Annotated in this window: 21 protein-coding genes and 4 pseudogenes; 11 read left to right on the forward strand and 14 right to left on the reverse strand. The window is 68.7% G+C overall.

The features are described 5' to 3' along the window. From EES42_RS41535 to EES42_RS41550, 4 genes and pseudogenes are all read right to left on the reverse strand, one after another. Nucleotides 1-400: pseudogene (locus EES42_RS41535) on the reverse strand (DNA ligase); the annotation flags it as partial. A 90-nt stretch (nucleotides 401-490) separates the two neighbouring features. Beyond that, complete coding sequence (locus EES42_RS41540; RefSeq protein WP_124723407.1) at nucleotides 491-832, reverse strand: MazG nucleotide pyrophosphohydrolase domain-containing protein; 342 nt, start codon at nucleotides 830-832, stop codon at nucleotides 491-493. A gap of 51 nt (nucleotides 833-883) precedes the next feature. Continuing rightward, nucleotides 884-1,216 carry a DUF6233 domain-containing protein gene (locus EES42_RS41545; RefSeq protein WP_124723408.1) on the reverse strand — a complete coding sequence of 111 codons (333 nt, stop codon included), beginning with the start codon at nucleotides 1,214-1,216 and terminating at the stop codon, nucleotides 884-886. 2 nt (nucleotides 1,217-1,218) lie between these two features. After that, entirely contained in the window at nucleotides 1,219-1,569 is a 351-nt protein-coding gene (locus EES42_RS41550) for a hypothetical protein (RefSeq protein WP_124723409.1), read from the reverse strand. A gap of 402 nt (nucleotides 1,570-1,971) precedes the next feature. Here EES42_RS41550 and EES42_RS41555 point away from each other — a divergent pair, with 402 nt between their 5' ends. Further along, nucleotides 1,972-3,225 carry a hypothetical protein gene (locus EES42_RS41555; RefSeq protein ID WP_124723410.1) on the forward strand — a complete coding sequence of 418 codons (1,254 nt, stop codon included), beginning with the start codon at nucleotides 1,972-1,974 and terminating at the stop codon, nucleotides 3,223-3,225. Between the two features lie 201 nt (nucleotides 3,226-3,426). Here EES42_RS41555 and EES42_RS41560 read toward each other — a convergent pair whose 3' ends face one another. Both EES42_RS41560 and EES42_RS41565 read right to left on the reverse strand, forming a co-directional pair. Beyond that, a complete protein-coding gene (locus EES42_RS41560) occupies nucleotides 3,427-4,935 on the reverse strand; it encodes a hypothetical protein (RefSeq protein ID WP_124723411.1) in 1,509 nt (502 codons plus the stop codon). Nucleotides 4,936-5,179: 244 nt separating this feature from the next. Then, nucleotides 5,180-6,310 carry a hypothetical protein gene (locus EES42_RS41565; protein WP_124723412.1) on the reverse strand — a complete coding sequence of 377 codons (1,131 nt, stop codon included), beginning with the start codon at nucleotides 6,308-6,310 and terminating at the stop codon, nucleotides 5,180-5,182. A gap of 291 nt (nucleotides 6,311-6,601) precedes the next feature. Between EES42_RS41565 and EES42_RS41570 the strand changes: the two genes are divergently transcribed. The 4 genes from EES42_RS41570 (at nucleotide 6,602) to EES42_RS41585 (ending at nucleotide 11,304) form a co-directional block, all read left to right on the forward strand. Beyond that, complete coding sequence (locus EES42_RS41570; protein ID WP_124723413.1) at nucleotides 6,602-7,342, forward strand: hypothetical protein; 741 nt, start codon at nucleotides 6,602-6,604, stop codon at nucleotides 7,340-7,342. Nucleotides 7,343-7,536: 194 nt separating this feature from the next. Then, nucleotides 7,537-9,123 carry a hypothetical protein gene (locus EES42_RS41575; RefSeq protein ID WP_124723414.1) on the forward strand — a complete coding sequence of 529 codons (1,587 nt, stop codon included), beginning with the start codon at nucleotides 7,537-7,539 and terminating at the stop codon, nucleotides 9,121-9,123. 214 nt (nucleotides 9,124-9,337) lie between these two features. Beyond that, on the forward strand, nucleotides 9,338-10,393 hold the full coding sequence (locus EES42_RS41580) for a hypothetical protein (RefSeq protein ID WP_241196925.1): 1,056 nt from the start codon (nucleotides 9,338-9,340) through the stop codon (nucleotides 10,391-10,393). 308 nt (nucleotides 10,394-10,701) lie between these two features. After that, a complete protein-coding gene (locus EES42_RS41585) occupies nucleotides 10,702-11,304 on the forward strand; it encodes a hypothetical protein (RefSeq protein WP_124723415.1) in 603 nt (200 codons plus the stop codon). Between the two features lie 210 nt (nucleotides 11,305-11,514). On the opposite strand, the gene EES42_RS41590 is transcribed toward EES42_RS41585, so the two are convergent. Continuing rightward, nucleotides 11,515-12,084: a transcriptional regulator gene (locus tag EES42_RS41590; RefSeq protein WP_124723416.1), complete on the reverse strand. Its 570-nt coding sequence runs from the start codon at nucleotides 12,082-12,084 to the stop codon at nucleotides 11,515-11,517. An 802-nt stretch (nucleotides 12,085-12,886) separates the two neighbouring features. On the opposite strand from EES42_RS41590, the gene EES42_RS41595 reads away from it, so the two are divergent. Beyond that, nucleotides 12,887-13,582, forward strand: a complete 696-nt coding sequence (locus EES42_RS41595; RefSeq protein WP_124723417.1) for a hypothetical protein — start codon at nucleotides 12,887-12,889, stop codon at nucleotides 13,580-13,582. After that, complete coding sequence (locus EES42_RS41600) at nucleotides 13,579-14,001, forward strand: MarR family transcriptional regulator (protein WP_241196926.1); 423 nt, start codon at nucleotides 13,579-13,581, stop codon at nucleotides 13,999-14,001. The genes EES42_RS41595 and EES42_RS41600 overlap by 4 nt, the downstream gene beginning before the upstream one ends. Before the next feature lie 55 nt (nucleotides 14,002-14,056). On the opposite strand, the pseudogene EES42_RS46995 reads toward EES42_RS41600, so the two are convergent. Continuing rightward, nucleotides 14,057-14,239, reverse strand: a pseudogene (locus EES42_RS46995) (IS5/IS1182 family transposase); the annotation flags it as partial. A gap of 23 nt (nucleotides 14,240-14,262) precedes the next feature. On the opposite strand from EES42_RS46995, the pseudogene EES42_RS41610 reads away from it, so the two are divergent. The 3 genes and pseudogenes from EES42_RS41610 to EES42_RS47000 all read left to right on the forward strand — a co-directional run. Further along, a pseudogene (locus EES42_RS41610) lies at nucleotides 14,263-15,588 on the forward strand (NF041680 family putative transposase); the annotation flags it as partial. Nucleotides 15,589-15,818: 230 nt separating this feature from the next. After that, nucleotides 15,819-16,046, forward strand: a complete 228-nt coding sequence (locus tag EES42_RS41615) for a hypothetical protein (protein WP_241196927.1) — start codon at nucleotides 15,819-15,821, stop codon at nucleotides 16,044-16,046. 27 nt (nucleotides 16,047-16,073) lie between these two features. Then, entirely contained in the window at nucleotides 16,074-16,976 is a 903-nt protein-coding gene (locus EES42_RS47000) for a DUF4231 domain-containing protein (protein WP_241196928.1), read from the forward strand. A gap of 178 nt (nucleotides 16,977-17,154) precedes the next feature. Here EES42_RS47000 and EES42_RS47765 read toward each other — a convergent pair. From EES42_RS47765 to EES42_RS41645, 6 genes and pseudogenes are all read right to left on the reverse strand, one after another. Further along, nucleotides 17,155-17,287 (reverse strand): annotated as a pseudogene (locus tag EES42_RS47765) (transposase); the annotation flags it as partial. 400 nt (nucleotides 17,288-17,687) lie between these two features. After that, nucleotides 17,688-18,254, reverse strand: a complete 567-nt coding sequence (locus EES42_RS41625; protein WP_124723419.1) for a hypothetical protein — start codon at nucleotides 18,252-18,254, stop codon at nucleotides 17,688-17,690. A gap of 840 nt (nucleotides 18,255-19,094) precedes the next feature. Beyond that, the gene (locus EES42_RS41630; protein WP_124723420.1) at nucleotides 19,095-19,658 is read right to left on the reverse strand and encodes a DinB family protein; all 564 of its coding nucleotides are present in this window, start codon (nucleotides 19,656-19,658) and stop codon (nucleotides 19,095-19,097) included. A 225-nt stretch (nucleotides 19,659-19,883) separates the two neighbouring features. Then, nucleotides 19,884-20,738 (reverse strand): IS5 family transposase, encoded by an 855-nt coding sequence (locus tag EES42_RS41635; protein WP_124723421.1) that lies wholly within the window; start codon nucleotides 20,736-20,738, stop codon nucleotides 19,884-19,886. A gap of 58 nt (nucleotides 20,739-20,796) precedes the next feature. Then, complete coding sequence (locus EES42_RS41640; RefSeq protein ID WP_124723422.1) at nucleotides 20,797-21,231, reverse strand: RacP protein; 435 nt, start codon at nucleotides 21,229-21,231, stop codon at nucleotides 20,797-20,799. Between the two features lie 2 nt (nucleotides 21,232-21,233). Continuing rightward, the gene (locus tag EES42_RS41645; RefSeq protein WP_124723423.1) at nucleotides 21,234-22,352 is read right to left on the reverse strand and encodes a DUF6192 family protein; all 1,119 of its coding nucleotides are present in this window, start codon (nucleotides 22,350-22,352) and stop codon (nucleotides 21,234-21,236) included. 611 nt (nucleotides 22,353-22,963) lie between these two features. On the opposite strand from EES42_RS41645, the gene EES42_RS41655 reads away from it, so the two are divergent. Further along, on the forward strand, nucleotides 22,964-24,091 hold a 1,128-nt coding region (locus EES42_RS41655; protein WP_206433871.1), incomplete at its 3' end, for a helicase associated domain-containing protein.

Genomic DNA, 24,091 nt, shown 5'->3' on the forward strand with positions numbered 1-24,091 from the left:
CGGTGTACGGGCGGCTTCGGCAGTCACCGATCGCCGGATCCGGGTGCTGCAGCACGTCCCAGCAGATATACGACGCCGGGTACCGGGCCGCCAGGGCACGGGCCCGGGTCACGGCCGACGCAGCCCGTGACTGCGCGGCCGCGAAGTCGAGCCGGCCGTCCCGCCAGATCACCGCCTCGCCGTCCAGGACCGCGCCGGGGCTGAGCTCCATGCCGGCGACCGCCAGGTCCATCCAGTGCTGGGTGACGACCCGGCCGGAGCGTGCGTACAGCACGACGGTCTCATCGGTGCGCCGCAGCACCGTTCTGTGGCCGTCCAGTTTGGGCTCGTACCACCAGCCCGGCCCCTCGGGCAGCGTCGGGGCCGCCTGGGCCAGCGCCACCTTGATCGGGAACTCCACAGAACCGATCCTGCGAGCCCAGCGTCCCCGAAGCGCGCCGGGCGGTCCGTACGGCCTACGCCTGCTTGTGACCGGAGTAGGTCCTCACACTCACGATGGATCCTCATCACCGGCGAGCCGAATGTTGATCGCGGCCTCAAGCTCAGTCATCGTGCGGCGAAAGGCGGTCTCGAGATCGACGTCAAAACGGCGAGCCAGAATGAGCACCGACCACAGACAGTCCGCGAGCTCATGCTCCAGCGCCACTCGCCCGCCCGGCATGTCCCGAGCCCCTTCTTCGGCCATGACCAGCTTGGCCAGGTCACCGACATCGCCCACGAAACCGAGCATGAACTCTTCCCGTGTCCAGACCCGGCCCCGTTCACGCCGGTTCAGCTGGTCGTACAGGTCATGTACTCGCATCGCTTGCTGCTGCAGCCCATCAAGGCTCATCCGCGCCTCCCGCCGGTCCGCGTCGGAACCACATGCTCTCAAGCCGGGCGTTCAGCCACACTGCTCCAGCCCCGTCTCGGGCCTGCAGATCTGGCACGGCTCGATGTCCGGCTCCGCCAAAGCGATCACCGCCTCCTCGCGATCGAGGAATCCGCCCTGGACCTGATACAGAGCGCAGTCCCCCCGGTGCACCAGGGCCGCCGACGATGACCGCTGCGGCTGGATCTTCCACCGCAGCGCGGCATGCGCCTGCTCCCGGCGCCGTTGCTCCTGCTGCTCCTTGATCTCCAGTTCCCGGATCCGGCCCCGGACCTGACGCAGCTGCCACTCCAGCCAGTCGGCCAGCGCCCGGTTCTTGTCCAGGTCGGATATGCCGCCGGGCATGGCTACGCCTCGGCCGGCTCGTGGGCGTGCTTCAACGCCATGCGTGCCGCGACCACGTCCTCGCTCAGCGCCGCCCAGTACGGGTGCGTCATCACCTCGGCACTCAGCCGGCGCAGCTCATCCTGGAAGCGCCGGACTTCTGCGGCCTGCTCTTCCGTGTATCCGGGAGAGTCCTCTTTGTGGGACCGGTAGGAGGAGTGCAGCTGTTTGTCGCCCTCCCACCCGGGCATCGGCTCGGCCGACCACGGCAGGGTCTTGGCGTACTCCTCGTACGCGGCGCGCGTCTGATCGAGGGCGGCCTGAGCGTCGAGGAGGTCCTGAGGGAATTCGAGAGCAGGGCTGTTCTTGGGCACATCGCAATGCTATGTCTGTTCGAATACCGGATGCGAATGACGCGCCGAAGCCCTACAAATCGGGCATGGTCAGTGTTCCGTCGCGGCGAAGGCTGAGTGGTCGAATCGCGCGCCGCCCTACCGCAAGGAGGAATTCGGGGCCACGATGAGAACCAGCTGGAGCAGGACCGCTCGGAGGGGGCAGGGGCCGGGCGGGACGGTACGGGGTAGCTGATGCGGGCGGGCGTCACGGCGCCGCCCCTCACCGTCGGGGAGTGCCGGGACCGGTCGTTTTGCGGCGCTGTTGGCCAGATGGTGCCACCCCAAAGGGCGAGTTGATCTGTATCTCCCGTAGCGGGCGGCCGAGTTGGGCAGCATACGCAGTGAACTCACACCGCTACCGATTGCAACCATGGGGGGCAAATGCCACGACCCAAGGACACCGACTACACCGGCACGCTGACGATGCTGCACACCGCTGTGATGAACACAGGGACCGATCTGCGGGACGTGATCGGCAAGGGCATTGAAAAGCTGGAAGCGAGCGGTCAGGCCACCCAGGAGACCACCAAACAGGCCGTGGTCGACGAGCTCAGCCGGATGCGAACGAACCTGCGCGAGGCCCGGGACCGGCTGACGGCCAGCGGGGACATGCTGAACACGGAGGTACGCCAGGCCGTCGCTGCTCTGCAGGGCGAACTGCGCGGGGTGAGGGAAGCGGTCAACGCCCTCACCCCGCCCATGCCGCCCACGCCGGCTTCCGTCGCCGGCAACGGATCCGGACCGGCCGCCCACGAGGTCAAACTGCGGCCGGAAACCGCCGAGCCCCTCACCACGGAAGGCCAGATCCCGGTGGCCGCGGCCACCAACACCCAGGACGCCGCGCCGCAGATTGCAGCGACCGCTGTAATTCCGGCGCAGCGGGGCAGCGACAACGCGGACAGCCCGTTGCCGCCGGCAGCTTCACTGGAGGAGATCCGGCGCGCGGTGCGCGAGGTCCTGGCCGACGAGCTCGCCTCGCTGCGGTCCGTGCTGGAGAAGCAGCCGCCCGCTCTGCTGGCCAGCGTCGGTGCCGACCTACGGGCGCAGCTGGGCGGGGTGACCAGTGCGCTGCGCGAGCAACTGGACGCGGCAGGGAAGGAAGCGCGTAACGAGCTGACCGCTCTTCGCGAGGAGACAGCTGCTCTGCGGGCCGAACTGGAGCAGAACGCGTCCAAGGAAGCAAAGGCGGCGGAGGTGACTGGGGAGCACAGCGCGCTGCTGCGGGAGGCGGCCCGGGTCTCGTCCGCGACCGTGCTCTGTCATCGGGACGTGTGGGAGTTCCTCACGGCGCACGCCGGGCGGCAGCCACACTTCCGGGTGCCGGCGCAGGTCCTGGACAAGGGCGAGGAACGTGTCCGCGCTGCGCTGTCCGGACGGTCGCTCATCGCGTTGCTGATTGCCCTGCACTCGGTCAAGGAGACCGCGGCCGACGGGGACGGCGACCAGGAGCTGGCCACCGTGCTCTACAAGCGGGTCGCGGAAAGCCTGTCCGGACTCACCGTGACAGGCCGACCGGTCACCATCACCCTGGACGACCGCGTACCCTCCGGTGAACTGGACACCCCGGATGAGGCACAGACCAACACCACAACCGGCGAACAGGCCGATGCCGGGGGCGAGGACAAGAAGGAGTAACCGCAAGCCTGGGACACAGCACGAGGGCCCGCACGGACGAGTAATCCGCGCGGGCCCTCACACCGTCCTGGGGCATTGACGCCCTGGCGAGCCGAGGCCACTAACAACAGAGCAGGCGAGGACAGGAAGGCGAGCGCTCCGAATGCTGTGCGCGTACAACAACGGACCAGGGGGTCCTCCTTGTCGAGCTCGAGAATCAGATCAGCGGGTGCGGGGCGGGGTCATGCGGGCGTGGAGCAGGGCGGCGCGGGTGAGTTCGGCGCCCTGCTTGTGCTCTTCGTTGAACAGGGCGGTCAGGCCCTTGGGAGCATCCCAGTGCTTGTGCAGGTCGACGGTGGCACCGAGGTCGTCCAGGAGCTGGTCGACGACGGCTGCGGCCTCGCTGGCCCGATCGCCCCCTCCATCTCCCCACCACAGGTGCTCGGTCGGCGTGCACGGCGCAGGGTGGACATGGCCGTCGCTGGTGAGCACCCACAGGGTGTGGTGCAGGACAACCGAGGCGAGTTCCGCGCCGCCAGCCGGGAGGGACAGCGGTGCGTAGAACCGCCACACCTGCTTGCCGTCGTCGCCGAGGGCGCGCAGGACGGGCATGTCGGTGAGCGGGTCGGTGAAGAACGTCTCCACCTTGGCGTCCTGGGCGAGGACGGCGTGGGCGGCGGTCGGGTCGCACATCGTCAGCCGGTGGGTCCACCGGTCGCTGACGGTGCCGTGCTGGGCGGGGATCTCGGAAACGGCCCCGTAGGGCAGCAGGTCCGGATCGCGGCCGACGGCGATCTCGAGCGCGGCCACGGCTTCGGGGTGGGTGTCCAGGGCGAGCCCCAGCCAACCGGCCTGGAGAGCCTCGCGGTCCCCGTCGCAGGGCAGCGGGTGTCGGCTGATGTCGGGCACGGCACCGGGAACGACCTGGTTCGGCGTGTCGCCGTAACCCTCCTTGCAGAAGATCTCGATCTCGTGGCTCGCGTTGTCGACCCGGTTGTTGCGGATGCCGTTGGCCATGTCCGTCGCGGCCGCCCGCGAGACGGCGTCGAAGCTCTCGTTGGCCGCGGCCCGGCGCAGGATCTTCTCGTTGGTGTTGGCCGGGATCTCGACCACCGCCGCCCGGGCACCGGGCTTCCACTCACGGACCAGGCTCGAAAGGCGCAGCAGGTCGGGCCACCAGGGCAGCACCTGGCCGACGTAGGCCGCGACGTCGCCCCATCCGGCCTCGTACTCGATGCCCGGGTGCACGGTGTCGGCGGCCACCAGCGCCGGCCCCCCGAAGCCCATGTCCCCGAACAGCGCGCACACGGTGACGACGCCGTCCTTGTTGCCGCCGCCGGCGACGGCGGAGGCGACATCGGTCGCGGCCCTGGAGTCGTCGCAGTGCACGAGGCGGATCACACCGATATCGGTGTGCCAGTCCAGGGCCGGCCCCCGCAGGGTTTCCCGATATCCGAGCCAGCGGCCCGGAGCCGGGTTCTCGGGCGCGGGGCGCAGCAGGACCGCGCCGCGGTGGGCGAACTCCGCCGTCTCGGCCGCCCATGAGTACACTCCGGTGCCGTCCCATACCTCCTCGGGCTCCGGCCGGTTGCGGTTGAACGGGCTGTACGGCCTCTCCTTCGGCTTCGGGAACTTGTCGTACTTCCGCGCCAGCCGCCACATCCCGAACGTGGTCACGCCCAGCAGCCGCTGTACTTCCACCCTGGTCAGATAGCTGTGGCTCACGCCCATATCGCTGCTCCTCGCCGTCCCCTGGAGCCGATGCGGCCCCAGGCCAGAGCATGGGACAAACCGGCAGACCACCGTTCGGAAAGCCCGTGCCGTGCCCGGTTCCGAACACGCATTGGCCGAGAAGGCGCTGTTGCGCGGCAGGGCAGGGAGGGGGGCATGCGCAAGGCCAGGCTCCCGGTAATGCCCCGGGCCGCCTGGCCTCACGTCTTCCGGTAGCCCACGGCCGCCGACGTCCTCGCCCAGGTTACTGCGCCCAGTTCGGCAGGCGTGGCTGGAAGAAGTAGCCGGTCTTCTTGGCGGTGGTGATGGCGGCGGCGGCCGGGCTGTCGGCGCCGGCCGGGATGTGCGGGTAGACGCAGTCGACCAGGTCGTACTGGGTGGCGTCATCGGCCCCGGAGCCGGGCACGGCGCAGTTCGGGCGGCAGTGTCCGCCGGCCTCAATCCACACCCCGGGCCAGTCGGGGTGCCGCTCGGTGAGGTGAACGTCGCAGTTCTGGCACTGGACCTTCTGCTCCTTGCCGGTGAGCTTCCCGGCCGGGCGGGCCTGAGCGGCATCGAGGACGTGGCCGACCTGCTGCAGGGACTCCTCCCCCAGGCGGGAGCGGTCGCACACGGGCCCGAATTCGTTCTCCACGCTGACCAGGACGCCCGGCCAGTGCGGGTGCCGGTCGGTCACCGGCGCTCCGCAGCCGGCGCAGGCACGGGCGGACAGGCCGTGCGTGCGGAACAGGGCGAAGGTTTCCTCGGGCAAGGGCTCACAGGTCCTGCCGGGTGTGTCGGCGAGCGGCGCGAGGGCGAACAGCGCCATCTCTTTCTCCGCCAGGCGCACGTCCTCCCAGGTCCGTAGCCCGGCCACTGGCACGCTCTGTGCCCAGCCGATGCGTGGCACGCTGGTGGTCGACGGCCGCTGCACGGTCTGAAGTTCGGGGTGGCGCAGGTTCTCGGGCGCGTACGCGGCGAGGGCACAGCGCAGCTGCTCTGGGGCCTGGTCCTGGTCGTCGGCGTCGAGCCAGCTGGTCTTCACAAGCTCCCGTAGGTTCCCCCGCGGGTAGAGCGCCACCTCATACGTCCAGCCGTCCGCGCCGTGGCGCAGGCTGCGCTCGTACTCACCGGAGTCGTCGAAGGAGAAGCACGACAGGACACCGCCGGCCTTCTCCGCCGCCGAGAGGGCGTCGGCGACCGTCGCGTAGGTGTCGGTGAAGTCGTCCCATGGCGTCGCCAGCGGCCCGAAGAGGATGTCGTCCATCGACGTCAGCCGCGGCAGGTTCGCCGCCACCGCCGTGAACGTGGCGGCGTTCCGTGACGCCGCGGCCTTGCGCTGCTTGGCCTGCTTCGCGTGCTTGGCCGCCCGCTTCTGCTGTGCCCTTTTCCCCATCGTGCCCGCCTTGTCGAAGGTGTTGCGGTATCGACCGGTAAACGGGGCAGCGGGCTGTTCGTAACGAGGTGAGTCCCACACCGAGGTCCGTCCTGCGCCTGGTCGCGTGCATCGGACCAGGACGTGCCGCCTGGCTGGGCCAGACCAGCTGTGTGCCTGACCTGCTGCGTACCCGGCCGTGACCCGGGTCCGGTTCAGCGCACAAGCGGAGCCGGACGGGTGGCGCGGTCGTGTCCGCAGCGGCGGGGTGCTCGTTGACCGGTGGGGGCCAACGAGGAAGGGAGGCCGCCGATGGGGCGGATCAAGAAGAAGCGCGCGGCGCGTGACGCGCGCCGCCAGCCTGGGGTCCAGCCGCAGGTGGCGCCGCCGTTCCCGCAGGCGGAAGTCGAGCGAGTCATGCGGCTGTGGGACCGGGCGATCGACACCGGGCTGATGGCCAGCGGCACGGATGTGAAGTACCACTTCACCCCGGACGGCAAGGTGCTCTCCGTCGCGGTTGGCAGGAGCGGGCAGGTGCTGGCCAACGGCGAACGGCTCACGCCGTCGGTGGCCGAACGGCTGCGGGAGGACATGCCCCTGCTGGCGGGGATGGTCACCTTCTACGAGAGCAACCAGCTCGCCGGCCGCGGCCTGGACGGTGCGCCCCAGGACGGCGTGATGCCCCTGTTGCCGCCCGATGGTCCCGATCCCATGCCGGCGGTGGACGAGGAAGCCTTGGCCGAGGCTCAGACCGCCACCGCGGTGCTGGTACGCCAGGGCAAGGTCGCCGAGCCGGTGGGCGCAATGGTGATCCCCGCCCAGAGAGGCGGCGTGCTGTTCGCCGTCGGAGGCCGGGACGGAGAGCTGTACGTCAACGGACGAGCGCTCACCCAGCAATGGGCCGACGCGCTGCGGGCCAAGGTGCCAGAACTCGCCTCGGACATCGACCGGCTCCAGGCCATGCGTGCGGAGTGGCTGGACACGCCCCCGCAGGACCGCACGCTGGCGCTGGCCGGCAGCTGCACCGACCCGAACTGCCACACCCCGCACTGAACGAAAGCCGCGCGGCCCAGGGGCAGGTGCTCGCTGGGCAACGCATGCAACGGTCTCGCATGCCGGTAAACAGGGCGAGTTCACCAGCCTTCGCCCCTTGTGCCGCATACGGTGGCCTCGCCGCCCGCACACACGCCCGGCACGGCGGGAAGCAGCGGCAAGCATCGCAGACACAGCACGGGAGGAAGACCGGGATGACGCAGACCGCGGTGAGCGAGCTGGACGAGCGGGTGCCGGGGCGCCGTTGGACAGTGCGTCTGGACGCCGCCGGCCGCAGCAGTGCGGCCGTGCGCATCTCGTGCAGCCGTCCCGCCTGTACCGAGCAGCGCCTGCCGTCCGCGGCCGCCGGCCGTGCCGCCGCCGTCGCCCACCTCAAAGCCCACCTACGCGCCGCCCCCGCCCCCAGGGCCGGAGCGTACTGCGCCTGCAAGCAGGAGAGCTGTCACACCCACCTCCCGGACACCGGCCGGCACACACGTGCCGAACCCTGGCGGTGTGGCGGCCCGGTCGTCCTGGCCGTGATCACGGACCGGGAAGGACGCTGGTGGCAGGCCATGGAGTGCTGCTCCCGGTGCGCGGCCGCCACCCCCGGTGCCAAGACCGCAGCCACCTCCCAGCCTCCCAGCCCGCAGACCACCGGCCGCCCGGCCCCCACAGCCACGGGCACCGGCGCGGGCACCGGCGCGGGCACGAGCGGGCCACGGTTCTCCGACCACCAGGCCGCCACCGGGACGGCAGTTCCGGCCCCCCGCCCGGCACCCGCGCGGCGCCGCCCGCCGCAGACGAAGATCGCCCAGCGGGTCATCCCCCACGACCTGCGGCCCGTCACCCTGCGGGACGAACTCATCGAGCTCGGAGATCTCTTCCGTGCTTACCAGCAGCGCACCGAACCCGACTTGGCGCTGCTCGCCGACCTCCAGGAACGCAAGGCCCGCGCGTTCACCACCTGGGCCGATGCCACCTGCGAGGGCGCGCTACGGTGGGAGGCCCGGCGCGCCGAGCAGGCCGCTGCCGCCACCCGCCTCCAGCACCAGCAGCGCACCGGCACCATCACCGGCGGCATCACGGACTACGACGGGCCGACCGTGACGCGGCTGCTGACCGTGGCAACACAGTGGGACCACGCGCGCTCTGTCCTCGCGCACGTGGCCGACCACAGCCCGCTGCCCGGACCGGAGGCACGGCTGCTGGTGCTGATGCTGACCCTGCGCACCGCGCACACCGGCACCGGCAACCTCGTCGGCCAGGACCTCACCGCGCTGGGCCTGAGCGACCCGGAGGACCTGGTCGAGAAGCTGACTGGCTGCAGCTGGCTAGGGCTTCCGGACACCGCCGGTGACCTGCTCGCCTCCCGGCCGGAGAACCCCACCCCCGTCACCGTGCCCTCCCTGGCACCCCGTGAAGACGGGACGCACCCGTTCACGTTCGGCAAGAAGATGCGGCCCAAGCTCTCCGGATGGGCCCAGAAGGTCATCTCGGACAAGAAGCTCCGCAAGACCAAGGCCACCGCCGGCACCCGGCTGCTCGCCCTGACACTGGCCACCCAGACCAACGCCTCCGGTCACCTCGGTCCCGGCGGCCACGGCATCGCCCTGAACGCCCTCACCGCCTGGGTTCCGGTCGATGCCAGCGAGCTGGAGCACCTGGTCGACCAGCTGACCACAGCGGACTGGCTTACCAAGGCCCACCTCACCGACACCCGCCTCACCGGGCAGCTGACCGACCGTGTCCTCCCCCTCAGCTGCCCCCTGCGGGCTTCGGGCTCCCGCCCGTCCGAGTGAATCCGTGACGGTGTCGCCGACCTGACCCGGTCACCGGCTGGATGATGGGCGGTGGCCCAAGGCGGGCCACGTTCCCACCGCCGCCCGATCCGGCGTACCGGGACGCAAGGAGCGTGGCATTGCACCGGCCTGCACCACGGGATCACACACACCAGCTCGTCAGTGTTCGTTGACGTGCCGGGATCGGGCAGAGGCGCGTCAGGAAGGCACTGCCGTGAGCGACCGCTCCTCGTGGGAGTCCCGCAAACTCCGCTACTGGTCCGAGTGCAGTGGCCAGTCCCGCCGCACCGGCCTTCGCACCAGCCACCCGGCGCCCGCGGCCTCGCCGGCGCAGGCACGGCTGGAGAGCCTCGTCCTCGAGCAACTGGGAACCTCTCCGGACCTGTGCGCCCACCCCTTCGGCATCACGTCCCTGAGCAGCGCCGCCACGTCCCTCACGCTGCACCTCGACGCCTACATGGGCCACAAGCGGTACTCCTTCCCCGAGCACTGTCTGAGCCGGCTGCTCCCCGCGGCTCCCGCACCAGGAAGCGGTGACGACCCGCACGGGATCCCCGGCCTGCGGATGAGCGGCATCGAGGCCGACGGTCGGCAGCTGCACCTGCACACGGTGAAAGACCCTGGGCAGACAGCCACCCTCGTACTCGCCCTGCCCAAGGGGCTGGCGGAAGGCTGGGCGGACATCGAGCGCCGGCACCGGCGCTGGTGCGACGACAACGGTCTGCGGCCACTGTGGACGGCTCCGCGGCTCGACGGCGTGGAATCCAGGCACCTCAGCGCTTATCCCAGCCTCGAAGGCTCCCGGACCAGGCGGGCCTCGGTGGGCAGCGGGCTGCTGCGGCGTGTCGCGCTCTTCCACACCGTCACCGCCTTCTACCGCGTCCAGTGCTGGGACGACGGCGACAGCTGGAAGATCGATGCCCGCACCGCCCACCCCCGGGCCCGCTGGCACGACCAGCTCCTGCAGCGACTGTGCCACCCACGATGGGGCCTACCAGTGCGCGTGGCCCACCGGTTCTGCCACTGCGCGGAACCGGACACTCCCTACCAGTGGAACCACACCTGCGCCTTCTACTTCGACGGCTACACCGCCGGCAAGGACGACCCCATCTATCTGCGCGTCCACGCCAGCCCCGAAGGATCCGACTACGACCGGCAGATCACGACACTGCGCCAGGTCGGAGCACCAAAAGCCTGGATGGCCCGCGCCCTTCCTCAGGAAGCGGTCCAGCACCACGACCAGCACTATCAGGCGGGGCAACTCCCGTAACAAACGTCTGCCCACCGATCAGGAGAAGGCTGCACATGCCTGGACCGGACCTGCCCCCGCCAGCGGCTCCCATGACTGTGGAAGCCCTACTCACCCGGTGGCCCACCGCCGCGCAAAAGGCGGAACTCCTCCTTCGCGTCCACTCTCGATCGTGTCCGGTAGCACAAGCTAAACCGGTTTGTTCTGGAGCAGCAGAACAAACGACGGGCGGCCCCATGGCCCCGGTGCGGGCCACAAGAGCGGCGGCCGGTAGCACCAAGCGAACAATTGTGATCACGCCCTGTGATGGCGGCGGGTAGGTTATCGACATGTCCGCCACCGTGGTGAGTGCCTACGCAGCAGTGGCAGCAGTCGTGTTCGGTGTCGTGAACGTTGCGCTTGCTGCCCGCCTTGTCCGCCGGCAGGAGAGCCACAAGCAGGCGTGGCAGCACTTGCCTGCGGTCATCGAGGCGTTCAGCGACGCCAGCTTTCGTTTCATGAGGGAAGTGTGGGCGATTGACTGGGACGTCTTGCCGCTTGATAGCCGTGGCGATCACGGGATGGACGAGGCGACGGAAGCCATGCTGCAGTTGAACAAGCTGGAGGTGTTCGCCCACCCGGAGACCATCAAGGCAGCTCGCGACACACTTCATGCTGCCGATGCGATTCGGCTGCACTACTGCAACCGGCTCGAACAAGGGAACAACGCAGGAGAAAAGCGCTGGGACCTCTATGAATCATTCGCCAAGGCGCATCATGCCTTTCTGGTGGCTGCCCGCAGGGAACTTGGGCTCAAGCCCCCGCCGCCGTTCGGCTTCGCTGTACCTCGCGAAGATCTGAGTCGGATCGCGGCTCTGCGATCTCGCATTCCGTGGGCTCGGGCAAGCAATGGCCGCTCCGGATCAGGTGCGGGGACGACCCATACTCCTTGATGGTCATGCGGCGCCGGGGTTGATCGCGTTGGGCCCCGGCAAGACTGCCGCCAGTCGAGTGGGCCAGCGGCGGTCGTGACGGGGTGGCGTTCCACGTCAGAGGAACCCAGCCCCACAGCACGCGGCCTGTCGGCCGAACGCGGAACACCCCAGGCTCTTTTGGGAGACCCGGGGCGGCTGATGGGCGTTCAGAACGCCGTTCAGGGCGGCCTAGGCGGCGAAGCCGATGTTGGTGACGTATTCGTACTGGCCCCACTGGGATCCGAGGTCGACGATGACGTCTTCCCAGGAGTCGTCGAGGGCCTGGTGGTCGCCGGCCGACCAGGCTTCGACGATGCGGTCCCAGCGGCGGACGTTCATCGCGCGGTACTCCACCATGCGTTGGAGCGGGCGCGGTACCTGCGACTGGTTCAGCGGGTGGATCTCCACCCGGGTCCCGCCGTCGGCGTTCAAGCGCCGGAGGAGATGCCGGGCGACGTTCTGCCGGCGCACCTGGCGGTAGGCGGCGTCGATGCGCTCCAGGTTGGCGTTCGACGGCCGGCGCTTTTCGTCCAGCCAGGCTTTCAGCGTGCGGTCGGTCACCGTGAGTCCGGCGTCCCTGGCCGCCCGGCGGCTGTGCTCGGTCCGGGTCAGGTAGTGCAGCCGGGCCATCAGGCCGCGCTTGGCGGTGACCGGGGTGACGATGCCGTCCGCCAGGTCGTCGAGCCTGCGTGCGACGGCGTCGCTGCCCTTGATGCCCCGGGCGCCGAACTTCCCGAAGTCGATGGTCCTCTCCGGCACTTCACACCCTTTCCATCGAACTCCGTTGCATAAAACAGTAGTTGAGATTCTACCGTATGCGGGTCTATCAGGGGTTATGTGATGCTTTCCTCCAACGATCGATGTTCGGCCTGGCCGCTGAAGCGCCCAGAACGCCGCACGGCCCCTTCTCGATGGCACAGCCCTTCCCTGCTGCCCTACCCCGGCCCGAGAAAGGGAGCTGAGATATGCGGGCCTTCCGGGACGGGGTACGGAGGTACCGGAGCCGAACGGCCCTCCAGGGCCGGGCGGCGGAACCCGCCACCGGCACCAGCCACTCCTCCGCTGCCTTGACGTCATGGTCAGCACCACCCGAGATCAGTACCGCTGATGCCCCCTACGGTCCGCACGGGTTCGCGGAGCCGCACGCGAAGCTTCCTCAGCCACAGAGGGTCCGGCCCGCGGATTACCCAAGGACATCAGATAGGGGAGAACTGGCATTCCTGCTGGTCACAGCGCTGAACATGGGTGCGTGGTGTCACCTTTACAGGGACATTCGAGTCCTCAAGTGTCCCTACTGGGTAGACATTGAGTGGCCAGAAGGTCGGAATAGCTGACATGACACTCCGCAATGAGGTCGGTATTCCTGACGTTTCGCGCTTCCTGTGTCACCTTCAGCACTCCGCAGGAAACTGCCTTGTTCTCCTCAACCTCCAGGGAGAGATGTCACCCCTGGGGTGACACACGACGCGCCAAGGGTCAGAAATGCCGACTAGGAGGTCAGGACTGCTGACCTCCTGCTACGTTGCTGTCGCCTGGGATCTTGAAGTGTGGAGAGTCGTCCGTGTCTGATTCGTCGAGTCGCCGTCGTGCCCCGAAGCCTGCGCGTCAGCCCGGCCTCGATCCTGACGATCCGCTGGCCGCCTTCGGCTCGCGCCTGCGCGCCATCAAGGACTTGGATGACCTGGCACGGCAGTACCCCGACCGGGACATCAACGTCGGCCGCAAGCGGCAGAAACTGGAGTTCTACTCCAGCGACGACCGGCCGAACGCCTTCGCGATGGCGAGCCTGGAGTTCCTGCTCGTCATCGCTCAGTACTACCGCGAGGCGCTGCCCCTGCGACTGATCCTGCTGCTGATCGCCGGGCAGCGGGCCGGCGGGCAGATCCCGCTCACCCAGGACGACATGGCGGCGATTCTGGACGTGCCGCGGCAGAAGGTGAACCCGGCGCTCCAGGACGTCATGGAGCACGGGATCGTGCTCAAGCGGCGGCCCGGTATCTACCAGTTCAACCCGCCCTACTCGTACGTCGCGGCCGAACTGGTCCGCGGTGCCGAAGGCCGCACAGAGTATGTTCAGGTTGATCAGCAGGACGCGTTGGAGGAGCTGCGGGCGGGGAGTCTGCCGGAGCTGGTGCGCTATCCATCGCTCCAGCACATGCGTGACGCGATCGACGAACTGCGCAAGGAACGGGCCGCGAAGCGTCGGGACCGCCGCAAACGGTTCGATGCACAGACGGAGAAGGAGCAGGGACAGTGAGCAGGGGAATGTTGTTCACGCCGGTCAACGCCGAAGGGGTCGTTGCAGCCCTGGACCTGCCCCAGCCCGCCTACCGCGTCCTGTTCGCACTGCGCTCTCGCAGCGAGCCCGGTGGCCGGGTCGAGATGGGGCAGAGCCAGATCGCGGCCCTGCTGGGCCTGAGCCGCCCCAGTGTCACGTCGGGCCTCCGCGAGCTGATACTCGCTCGCCTGGTTACCAAGCAGCGCAACGGTGTCTACCGGATCAACGCGATGCTCGCCGGCTACGAATCGCCCGTAGCAGCGCAACGCGCCATCGACGACATGGACATCGACGACCGGCTGGACCAGCCGGACTTCGTTGCCCAGTACCACAAAGCCGTCGAGAAGTACCGCGAGCAGCTTGCCCTCGAACGGCGCAAGAGGCTCCACGTCGCCTGAACGTACGGCGCTCCACCCCCTCCCGGGGATGCTGTTGGCGAATGCGGTGCCTTGATCACTTCGGCCCGTCGGAGGTTGATCCGGCGGGCCGAAGTGCTGCGAGGTGGGAGGTTCGGGTGTGCGCCCGAGACCTGTCCGCGGTCCAGGCATCGAGTCGGGCGAGGTTGATCGGGGACGCAGTGAGCTGGTGCTGAAGCCGGGTTTTGGCAAGTCCCCGGTAGCGGCTTTGCCGCAAGCCAGCGGTGTGGACCGCGTGCGACCGATGGTCCGGTCCGGTCGCTGGTGGAGCTGTCGCTGGTGGGTGAACACCGTCGCGGGCACGGTGGGCTCTACGACGCTCTGGCCGCGGGCCAGGTCGATGTGGCCCGGCTTCGGCGGGCCCTGGCCGCTGTGTCATTGCCGCGGGCGGCGGACGGTCGCCTGATGCTGGCCGCCGATATCACCTGCTGGCTGCGGCCCAGCGCGCATACCTCACCGCAGCGGATCCTGTGTCACACCTACGGGCGGGGCAAGGACCAGCACATTCCCGTGCCCGGCTGGCCGTACTCGGTGATCTGCGCACTGGAGACGGGCCGCAGTTCATGGACGGCGCCGCTGGACGCGCTGCGGCTGGCCCCGGGGGATGATGCCGCCACCGTCACGGCCGGGCAGATGCGTGAACTCGTCGAGCGCCTGATGGCGGCCGGGCAGTGGAAGGACGATGACCCGGAGATCCTGATCGTGGTGGATGCCGGCTACGACGTGCCCCGCCTGGCCTTCCTGCTGAAGGATCTGCCGGTGCAGGTGCTGGGCCGGATGCGTTCCGACCGCGTCCTGCGCCGTGCAGTCCCGCCCCGCGAGCCCGGCGCCCGGGGCCGCCCACCCCGCCACGGCGGCGAGTTCGTCTTCGGCGACCCGACCACCTGGAACACCCCCGACGCGCAGACGGTGACCGCAACCCGTCTCTACGGCACCGCCACCGCACGGGCCTGGAACCGGCTCCACCCGAGACTGACCCACCGCTCGGCCTGGACCGCCCAGCTGGGCGCCCTGCCGGTCATCGAGGGGACCGTGATCCGCCTGCAGGTCGAGTACCTGCCCAGCGGCGCGACACCGAAGCCGGTGTGGCTGTGGTGGTCGGAAACCGACGCCACCACAGCCGACATCGACCGTCTGTGGCAGGCGTTCCTGCGGCGCTTCGACATCGAGCACACCTTCCGGCTGTTCAAGCAGACCCTGGGCTGGACCTGCCCGAAGATCCGCACCCCCGAAGCAGCCGACCGCTGGACCTGGCTGATCCTCGCCGTCTTCACCCAGCTACGTCTCGCCCGCCCACTGGCAGCCGACCTCCGGCGGCCGTGGGAGAAACCGGTCCCACCCGACAGACTCACCCCCGCACGAGTCCGCCGCGATTTCCGGCACCTCCGCCCGAAGGCAGCCTGCCCAGCCGGAGCACCGAAACCCTCCCGCCCCGGCCCAGGACGGCCACCCGGCCGCAGGAACAACCAGCCCACTGCACGCTATGACGTGCACACTGTCCGCAAACCCGACCCCACAAAGCGACACACGACGAAGACAACGACTCCACGTCCCCGCCGCACAGGTTAAAGATCAAGTTAGGGGGCGATGTGGATCTCCTCAACATTGACGAACCCTGACCTGCAGACCATGGGAGCGGCGGCCTTCCTTGTAGAAGTGGGTCGGTGGAGGCGGCACCCCAGGGCGCCGCCTGAACCCACCTTCTCCCCCGTCGCACGCTGGCTGATCATCCCGCTGACACGGCCTCGACCCCCGTGACAGGGTGCGGTGATCGGATCTGCAGACGGCAGGGGGCTCCCGTGGAAGCACGGATGTGGAACGGACTGGTCAGCGTTGCAAAGGAGGCGGTGCCGCGCCCGCTGATGATGCCGCTGGTGCGCAGCGAGCTGGTCCCGCCGATCCAGACCGCGGTGAACTACGCCTTCACCCCGATCGAGCTGGACCACCCCGACCCGTTCGGCGTCACCGTCGTACTGATGGAAGAGGACGGCTACCGCATCAGCCTGACCGAAGCATTCGCCCGCTGAGCCTGCGCAGACGAGAGGAACGAAGCCGTGGCCCGCAGCCTTGACGACGATGCGCCCCGCCGAATCAGCGACGCCGATGTCCAACTGAGTGCCGAACAACGGCAGGTTGAAGCCAACGAACACGACTCGCTACGCCAGCTAAGGCACGACGTGAGGCAGACGGAGCGGGACCTGGCCCGGCGAAGGAGGAGGGTCCGCATCATGGGCGCGGCCCTGGCCGTGGCCGGCGGTGCGGTCCTGACGGGCCTGTTATGGACCGTGCTGACCTGGGGCTCACCCTCCCGGTTCCTCCAGGTGGACATCACCTGCGCAGCGCTGGCGCTGGTCTCCGGCGTGGCCGCCTGGATCGCCGCGCCTCCCCGCGGCCAGCTCAGCCTGGCCAAGCTGGAGGACATGCTCGCAACGAACCGTGAGGCCCTCCGGTTCCTCAGCGCGCTCATCCACCCGACGCTGAATGAGCGGCGCAGCCTCTACCGCGAGGACGTGGCCGGGGTGATCGAGCAGCACCGGACGGACAGCCGTAAGTACCGGCTTATCCACAACGTGCTGCAGAACCTCATCATGATCGGGGCGGCATCCACGACCACCGTCGCCGCCCTGGACACCCGCAATCAGTTCACCTGGCAGAACATCACGATCGTCGCCATCGGCTTCACCGTCACGCTGGCCGCCGCCTTCACCGGCTACTACAAGTACCGCGAGCGCAGCTACTTCCTGCTCCAGACCGCCGACGCCATCGAGGAAGAGGCCAACGCCTTCACCCTTGGCGTCGGCCCCTACGGCGACTTCGATGCCGACCAGGAGCAGCAGGCACTGAAGCTGTTCACCCAGCGGGTCGAAGACCGCCGCAATGAGCAGCGGCGCCGCCAGCAGCAACTGGACCAACCTGCCGACCAGGCCGCGCCCACGGGTCAGCCGCCGGCGGCCTGACCCCGGCTTCAGCCCCGCTGCCGGCCTCCTCTGCGCTCGGGCCGTACGGGAAGCGGCGGGGTCACGGTCGGGCCGGCGGGGGATCCATCCGGCGACGACACGAGGTGATGGCGGCCGAGCGGTGGCATCAGAAGTTCCCGCCGCCGCCCGAGCTGGTTCTGTGGGCTGTCCGGAGCAGGCAGAACAGCCGCTCCGCCGAGCACGGCGCGTCCGAACGAAGCCACGGCGACACATCGGACCGCCAGGACCAGCCGCCCGCCGTCGAAACGAGGAAGCGACAGCCCGGCCAGCACCGTCCGCAGCCGATCGACAGCGGCCAACGAGTCGGCCGGCACCGGCGCCGTGCGCAGCGTCCGGGTCCTGGCCGTCGGCGCCGCACCCGCACCCCGGACCGCCCCGTCCGTGCCGGCGTCTCCGGCGGCGAGGACCAGGACCTGGCCGCCACCCTCAGCCGCCTGCGCGAGCTCACCGCCACCGGCGACTTACGGATACGTGCCGTCCTCGCAGTCGGTCATGGCGAGCAGGCGCTCTCGAAACGTTGGTCGACGGCGGCCGCCGTGGTCTTCTTCGCTAACGCTTCCTTCGCGCCCGGACGCCGCGACGGTGGTGGCGCTGCTCGCCGTGTGCGGGGCGGCGGCATTCACCGGGACCACCAGCGCCGGGGCAGCGGCCGCTGAACCCGATGGCCACTGGATGCTGGCTATGCAGAGGTCAGAGGTCCTGGCCAGTCCCATCGAGTCTCCGTCTGACCTGGTGGTACAACTCGGGATCCATGTCGACCGCGGCCTCCTCCCGCTGGGCCTGTTCACGCTCCAAGTCGTCCCCCGCCTCTGCGAGAGCCCAGATGAAGCGAAGGGCCGTCTCAGCCAGCAGAGCTGAGGCAGCAAAAGCTGTGGCGCTCAGGGTGAACGCGACAAGCATGGGGGCAGGGCCGTCCCCCTTGCTGGCCACCCACCAGAGCGTCGCGATCACCGAAATCACGAGCGTGATTGTCGACCAAGCCCAGGCAATGGCCATGATGACGGGGCGTTCGAAGCGCCTTTCCAGGTCGCCAGTGGCCCTTCGAGCCAAGTTCCGTGCCCGGAACAATTCCCCGTTTGTTGGTTCCTCACCTGCACGGAGTCGATCAGCGATCACCCTCACGGCTGAGGCGTGCCGCTCGTTGACCGCCCTTACGCGGTCCCTGACCACATTGATCGTGCTGTGGGCCTGTACCGCTCCGACCACCAGCAGGCCAGTGTCAACGGACGTGACAATCGCGGCGTAGTCGCCGCTCATTACAAGGCGCACGTGCCCCTCCAAGACTGGAAAACCACGAACCTGTCAGTGTTTGATGATGCGGCCGGACGTGTCCCGTCGGCGCCCGTGCAGGGTGTCGAGGAGGTCCGCAAGTATCGACATGTTCTTGGGCTCGGCCATGCCGATCTGGTCAGTAATGGCAAGCGCCTGCAAAGTCGGGGCGAGCTGATTGAGCAGGGCCAGGGCGTCGGGCAGCGTCCTCGCATAGACCCATTCGGAGCGAACGGCGCTCTCTTGAGGTCGAAGAGGTAGCAGGGCTCGCGGAGCCGCGAATAGACGGTAAGGGTCAGCGGCATCGTGTAGTCCGCCCCGACCCCGGTCCACACCTCGTAGCCCTCAGCCTTGATGCCTGCACTGAGATCGTTCTCGGCTTCGGGCTGATTCAGCACCGGATCCTCGACAAGGCTCCACCTCCCCAGGCTGTAGACCCAGCCTTGTTCAGCCTTGTCGGCGCTCTGTGGCGTGCTGTCGTTCATGGCCCCCCTACTTGATGCGTGATTTCGGTTGTATCGGCGCTATGCCTTCAGGACCGGACCACACTCGCCGCCCGGCCCGGACGGCGGCGAGAAAGCACCCGCCCTCGCGCAACGCGATGAGGGAATCCGCGCCCCGGTACCGTGTCCACCGGCTGGGCCTGTTTCGCCGCCGGTGATCAGCTTTTCACCCCAGCCTCCCGTGCCCCGGATCAGTGCCTGTTTCTGAGCTGGGCATGACATGACCTACCTGCGGCGTCTGGGCGTTTGCCCAGCTCAAAATTCGAACGGCGGGGTTTGGGTGGCGGGGGCGGCTGGTCGACTGCCGCTTGGCACCGCACCCGGCTCATATTCGGTGCGGTGCGGCTCCGTCCTGCCAGCGGTAGAGGTCGCGCAGCAGGGAAATTTCGGCACCGTGATGGATCAGCTCCCTGTTGACGTGCAGGACCCTGTTCTCCATGGGAAACCGCTCGGGACCCATCGCGGGCGGATTGTCTAGGTCGGCGTCCGAGAGTTCGCGGACCCCCGCGTTCCATCTCCCGTACATCTCATCGAGCTGTTTTAGCGCCTCGTCAGCGGTCCCCGCGTAGGCGAATGTCTGGGAGTCGAAGTCCTGGCCGTCGAAGTACCATTCGACCCGATAGGCCAGGCACGAGACGATGATGTGCGCCAGCCGCCAGGCAATCGTGGTCACCGGTGCCGGCTCCGGGGCAGGGGACGCGGAGTCCATCGTCCACTCCCCTGAACCCGCCGACGTCGGTGCGGCCGACGTGCCACGTGGGCGGATGCTCCAGCAGCCGCGCACCGGCTCCCAGAAGTACTCCTCGTCGGTAAGACCGTCCAGCCGTGGCCGCAGGTTCTTGCGCCAGTACCAGTCCAACTGCTCCGCGAGCCGCTCGCTTCTTGTCATTGCCGCACACTACAGATCCGTCGAGCAGAGCGTGCTGGCCTGGTGGACGCAGGACGACTCCGGCTATGCCGTCCGGCAGCGCGACCTGGGATTTCTGGGCGACAGGACACCGGTCTCGATGTTGCCGGTTGCGCTGATGAAGTCGTCGTGGTGGTGCGAGAATTGGGCTGACTTGAGGGCCCGGTGACTTCTCGGTGGGACTGCTGACCGTCAGTGCCGAGACGATCAGTCGCGGTGGGCCTCGCGGGAGGCCGGCTGTCCGCTCCTGCGGGAGCTTCGGCGGGTGATGCGCCTGGTCATCAGGGTGATCGCGGCCCAGGTGATGAGCGATTCCGAGTGCTGGACGAGCCGTTCGTAGTCGCGCGCGTGCCGACGGGCGTGCATGACCCAGGCGTGAGAACGTTCGACGACCCAGCGTCGCGGCAGAACGACGAAGCCGGGGACGTTCTTCGGGCGGCTGACAGTCTTGATCGTCAGGTTCAGGAAGGTTTTTGCCCAGGTCACGAGCTGTCCGGCATAGGCGGAGTCGGCCCAGACGATGGTGATTTCGGGGTGCATCAGCCGCAGCCGGAACAGCACTTCCTTGGCCGCGTTGCGGTCGGTCATGTCGGCCGGGGTGACCATGACGAACAGCGGCAGGCCCTTGGTGTCCACGACCAGGTGCCGCTTGCGGCCGTTGATCTTCTTCCCGGCGTCGTAGCCGCGGGAGTCCTTGCCGACGGTCTCGGCGGCCTTGACCGACTGCGAGTCGATGACGGTGGCGACCGCTCCGGGCGCCTTGCCCATCTCGCGGCGGATCCGCTTGCGGAGCTGGTCACGGATCTGCCCGATGACGCCGCAGGCGGCCCAGCGGGCCATGAACCCGTAACACGTGCGCCAGGGCGGGAAGTCCTTGGGCAGGGCCCGCCACTTGCAGCCCGTATCCACGACGTAGCGGATGGCGTCCACGATCTCCCGGCGCGGGTGCTTCTCCGGACGGCCGCCGACCGGGGTCTCGCAGGCCGGGGTAGGCAGCAGCGGTTCGATCAGGGCCCATTCGTCGTCCCAGGTGTCGGAGGGGTAGCAGCGCCTGCGCGGCATCGTTCCCTCCTTGGAAGACGGGGGGCGGGCCCGGCCGCTTCGCGGCCGGGCCCGCCGTTCAGGCGTCGGCGTCGGTGTAGTCGGCGATGACGTCGAGTGTGGACTCGACCGAGTTGAGTTGGGTGTTGAGGTGTTTGATCCACCGGCCCTTGGGCTGGAGAGCGGCGTGCGGGGCGACGGTTGCGGTGATGAAGCGGCGGATCTCGGTGAGCTTGCCGCGGATGATCGCGACCTCGTATGCCTGGAGTTCGGCGGGGTCGGCGCAGAACTTGTAGCCGTCCGGCCTCGTCCAGATCAACGGCGGCCAGCCGCGTTCGGTGATGGTGTCCCGCAGGCAGGCCAGGCCGGAACGGGTCTGGTGGGGCGACAGCTCGCTGGATCTGACCAGTTGGACGAAGGTCAGACCGGCCGGCCGTGCCTCGAACAGTACGAACCGGACGGTGTCGGCGTGTCGCTGGGCTGCTGCCGATCTGCGCTCGGAAGCGCGCGGCACGGTTACTCGCCTTGCAGGAGCTTGGCCAGTTCGCCGTCGACGTCCACCTTGCCGGTGTCCACGGCCGTCTCGATCCAGTCCAGGGTCGCGCGAACACGTGCGACGTTCTCGTGCACGATCACGCGTTCGTCGTCGCCGAGCTGGCGGTCGCGCAGGCCCGGAACGACGCGGCCGGACGCCGCGACGAACGCGTGGCAGGCGGTGACCAGGTCCAGGAACTCCACCGACCGGTCGATGCTGCGGATCGCCGGGGCGACGGGACTGGTCTCCTCGAAGTGCTCGCGGGCCTGCCGGCCCCGCTCGACCTGGGCGTGGTTGACCTGGTGGCGGGCGGTGTCGTCCGACATCGCCCGGAAGGCGACGTCCGGCCTGCGCAACAGGCCGGTGGTCACTTCGGCGGCAACATGCTCGTCACGGGTCAGTTCCTCGACGACCTTCACCTTGTCCGCCTTGGCGACGCGTGCGACGACCGCGGGGCGGCGCAGGAAGTCCGGGGCGACGGCCGCCGCGACCTGGTCCTCCCGGGTCAGTTCCTCCACCGCCCGGACCTTGTCCTCGTCCTTGACCTGCGCGACGACCGCCGGACGCCGCAGCAGATCGCCGGTGACGGTGGCGGCGACCCCCTCGTCCTGGGCGAGGGTGTGGATCGCGCTGACCTTCTCCTGCGGGGTGACGGGCTTGACGACCTGACGGCCGACCCGGCGGTTCGCCTCGTCCGGCGTCCAGCGGGACTTGCCCTCCGGCGGGTTGAGGATGGCGGTGAACCGTTCCTCGTCGTCGGCTATGGACGCCAGGATCTGATGGACCGTGAACGACACCTCCGTCACCCGCCGGTCCCCCGGCCACTTCGACGCGGTCCACCGGGCCTTGTCCACCATCGCGTAGGACAGTCCGATGTCCTCGGCCAGGCGGAACAGCGACTCCTTGACCGTGAACAGCGAGTCGCTCCGCTCCTGGCCGCCGGACTCGCGCATCGGCTCGACCTCGAGCGCGTAGTCGCCGACCGTGAACTGGATCCGGCTGGCGGTCTCCACCAGTTTCCGCAGCTCGGCCACGATCTCCGCGTACCGGTTCGCGCTGACACTGCCGACCTTGTCGGCGTCGTCTATCTCTTCGGGCATGGCATCCACCACCCACCGCGGGGCCGGGGCACGGCCCCGCGGCCGTGACAAGACCCGGCCCGCATCTGGGACCGAGAGTCAGACCGTAAGTCCTATGATCACAATGAATGACCACAAGTGACCGGAATCTGATCGAAAATGCGGTTCGGATGCGTTCGCGATGCGGTCACTGTGACCGTTCGCCGAACGTTTCCTTCCGGGCCCGCCAGGCCCTCGTGACGCACCGCCGCGAGCAGTAGACGGCATTCGAACGCCGATCCACCCCGGCCACCCAAGTCGCCCCGCACTCCGGGCACTTGGCCCGGCCGGCACCGCTCAACTCAGCGGCCACCCGCTTGCGCAACCGGCGGTCCCGGCGCCACTGCCTGGCACGACATGCTGCCGAGCAGTACACAGCCACGGGCCGTGCGTCCGGCCGCAGCCGTTCACCACAGCCCCCGCACACCCGTTCCCCGGCCTCCCCGGCGCCCTCGGACACCCAGCCAGCCTAGGGCCCAAAGCTACTCAAAAGCCGGGATCGCAAACAGGCACTGAGAATCAAACCCGGTGAAGGGAAGATTGCTTCTCTGGTCGTTCCGGTATTCCTCGCTCCGGGTGAAACACCGGACGAAATGCTGACCTCGGACGCCTACGGCACCCTCGCGAAAGTCCTCGGGGCGCTGCGGGCACACGACACCGAAACCATCGAACACCTCGCCGATCCCCGCATCCGCAGCGGCCATTGGGTACCCGAGGAAGCCGCGGAAGGCGAAGCCATGGGTGAGCGGGAAGGCGAGTGGGAGTTGCCGCCGGGTGAGCGGGAAGCGAGTGCGCCTGCGCGGGAACTGCTGAAGTTCAGCACACCCAGGGATCCCGCGTTGCTGGCCCAGTTCGTGAAGCTGCGGGTCATCGAACCCGAGAACACATTCTGGCGCCGCGGAATCCAGGCATGCGTACGGTATCTGAAAGAGACCGGAGCGCAGCAGTTGCGGGTACCGTACGACTACACCACCCCCGATACCTGGGCGCCGGCCAAGTTCCCGCTCGGGACCTGGCTCGCCGACCAACGCAAAACCCACAAAGCCGGGCAACTGGATGCGGGTCGGGTGGAACAGCTCGGCGGGCTGGGCATGGTCTGGTCGCACCAGGACGTCGCGTTCGAGGAAGGCCTCACCGCCGCCCGCGCCTGGGCCACCGTGCACGGACACCTCCTGCCACCCACAACCGCAGTATGGGACGGGTATCCGGTCGGGGTCTGGACCAAAAACCAGCGATACGCCGCCCGGACCGCGGACGCCAATGCACAACGGCGGCAGGCCGGCCTGGCAGTCGAGACCAGTGCGGGTGCCTTGACCGAGGCACGGCGAGCGGCGTTGGAGGAGATCGACCCGGGCTGGTGCCCGGCATGGGACACGGGCTGGCAGCGGTGCTTCCGGCTCGTCCAGAACCTCCTCCAGGACGGCGGGGTCCTGCCGGTGGTGGTCGGCAAAGTGATCACGCAGGGCGAGGACCTCGGACGCTGGGTGTCGGCGCAGCGGCACGGGTGGGAACAGCTCCTGCCCGCACAGCAATGGCTCCTGGACAACGTCCTCGGCATCGAACCCGCCGAAGAAGCAGAACAGCCGGTGCGGCGGACGCAGGACGACATGTGGGCCCTGAACCTCGCAGCCGCACGGCAGTTCCACGCACGGGAGGGGCATCTGAAGGTGCCGAGGAAGCACGTCGAGCGCCTGGAAGGAGGTGCCGCGGTGGGACGCCGG

It is taken from the genome of Streptomyces sp. ADI95-17, from assembly GCF_003846175.1.
Lineage (GTDB): Bacteria > Actinomycetota > Actinomycetes > Streptomycetales > Streptomycetaceae > Streptomyces > Streptomyces sanglieri.